The organism is Streptomyces sp. NPDC055966 (assembly GCF_042269865.1).
Lineage (GTDB): Bacteria > Actinomycetota > Actinomycetes > Streptomycetales > Streptomycetaceae > Streptomyces.
Map to the genome: position 1 here is coordinate 1 of NZ_JBHJYK010000080.1, position 2,019 is coordinate 2,019.

1 protein-coding gene is annotated in these 2,019 nt (G+C 68.7%); it reads right to left on the minus strand.

What is annotated here, in order from left to right:
- Positions 1–876: 876 nt before the first annotated feature.
- Positions 877–1,476, minus strand: coding sequence for a GNAT family N-acetyltransferase (locus ACFC8N_RS48840; RefSeq protein ID WP_376296098.1), 600 nt, complete (start codon positions 1,474–1,476; stop codon positions 877–879).
- Between the last annotated feature and the right edge of the window lie 543 nt (positions 1,477–2,019).

The window sequence follows — 2,019 nt, forward strand, 5'->3', positions numbered from 1 at the left end:
ACCACGAAGGCGGCTGGGACGAGGGCGGCCGGGGCGGGGACCGCGGCGGCGACCGCGGCGGCGAGGGCGGCGGCGAGGGCGGCTGGAACGACTGACCGCAATACGACAGCACACACGGGGCCCCGGCCCGCCGCAATCGAGCCGGGAAACCCCACCCCTCCAACCGCTGTCCGACAACCCACGCGCCACACGCGCGCCAACGGGCCCGGACACCAGGCATCACCCCCTGGTGCCCGGGCCCGCACCCTTCCCCCCACCACCAGCCAGCCCGCCCGCCCAGGCATCTTCCGACCCCGCCGCCCCGTTGCCCTCCGCGCCTCCACCGCACCCCCCGAACAGTGGGAACAGGCGCGAGCGCTTACGCCAGGAGCCCGCCCCTGAAACGGGGGCCACGCACCTCCTCGGAGCACCCGCCGACCACGTCAGCCGTTGCCGGCTGGCCGCGCACCGGAAGCCTGGACACCCGGTAAGGGCGATCCCGGGCACCACGACAATGCATCCGACGGACCCGTCACGATCGGGCGCCCTACCCTGAACTCCCCCAGCAGCCAGCCCAGCGAACCCACCCGCACCACACCCGAGCCTCCCGTCGGCACACACCGCCGGCCCGCTCCGTACGCCGACGCGGCCGACCCCTCCGGCGCCGCACAAGCAGCTCACACCACACACCGCGCCTGGCACGACGCATGCGCTCGCGCAGTAGCGGACGGAAAGTTCACTCGCGGAGACCGGCGCCGACGGCATCTGGACAGCCGCCGCCGTAAGCATCACAGCCCTGATCAGCGGAGGAACGCACTACCGCCGATTCCGCCAACCGACCACACGCTGAGAACAGCAGCACACGAACTTCGTTCTCTTCGGCGAGGTGCCGGTGGATCAGTACCCCCTTCTGACCCGGGACTCTGCAGCGAGTTGACCACTTCGACCCGGTTGTGCTTCGAGACCCAGGCCGAGGCACATGCGAACGTAGCGCGCGTTACCCGGACCAGGCCGATGATGTCCATCCCGCCTCCATCCGTGCCGGGTGTAGAAGGCCTGGGCTCGGCTGTTGCGTTCCCATACCTCCAGTACACCCGTGGCCAGTGACGCATCGCGAAGAAATTGCACGAATGCCGCGTGCAGGTGGCTGCCGATGCCCTGTCCCCAAAGGCCGGGGCGGACGTGAATCTGGTAGAGCTGGCCCGTAGACGCGGCATCGGCATCAGCTTCGTAGGGAGGGCCCATCGCCAAAACGCCCACCAACTCGCTCTCTCGCTCCGCGCGCACCACAGTCCGGTCGTTGGATTGGATCGCACGCATCCAGCTCTCCTGGCGGCTGGAGAGCGCATCGGGGGGAGCGAGCTCCATGGCTGACAGTCCACCTGCCTGGTAGTACGCCGTTCGAGCCAGAGTGTGCAGGTCAGTGATCCTCTCCGCGTCACTAGGGTTCGCAGTGCGCAAGCACGTCCGAGCAGTCGTCACGATCACGTGACGCACTCACCGCGATCCCTGGTTCCCCTTCAGACGCCTCGGTCCAAAGCAGGTACCCAGCCGCCGCCCACCTCGCTGAAGCAGCTCGGTCCGTGGCCTCGTCGACGTAGGAGCAGCGGAAGGCTGCCGCCAGGTCCGTCGGCGAGGAACGGGGACCAGGGAAGGGAGCCATCCACAACTCGTCGGGGCGGTCGGCCTCGAACCCCATGACGCTGGAGAAGGAGCACGCAGATCGCACGGCCGCGCAGGTCCGCCGAATCCTGGGGGCCCAGCTGGGGAGGGCGCCGGACGAGCGCATGGTGCAGCGCACCGGCCTGCCTGATTGCGCTCATGAACCACAAGCCCACCGGCGCCTTCGGTACGGCGCCGAGAGCTCGATCGCCCCGCCCCAAACGCCCTCGCCACCAGCCTCCGCCAGACGGGAGAAGACCGCCCGCGGTTCGGCTCCCCACGGGACTGCTGCGGTGGAGTGACAAGTAGTACGGCACCCGTGGACGTTAACGATATGACGAGCTGATTTCTCATAGTTTCTACCAGGATTCGGATATC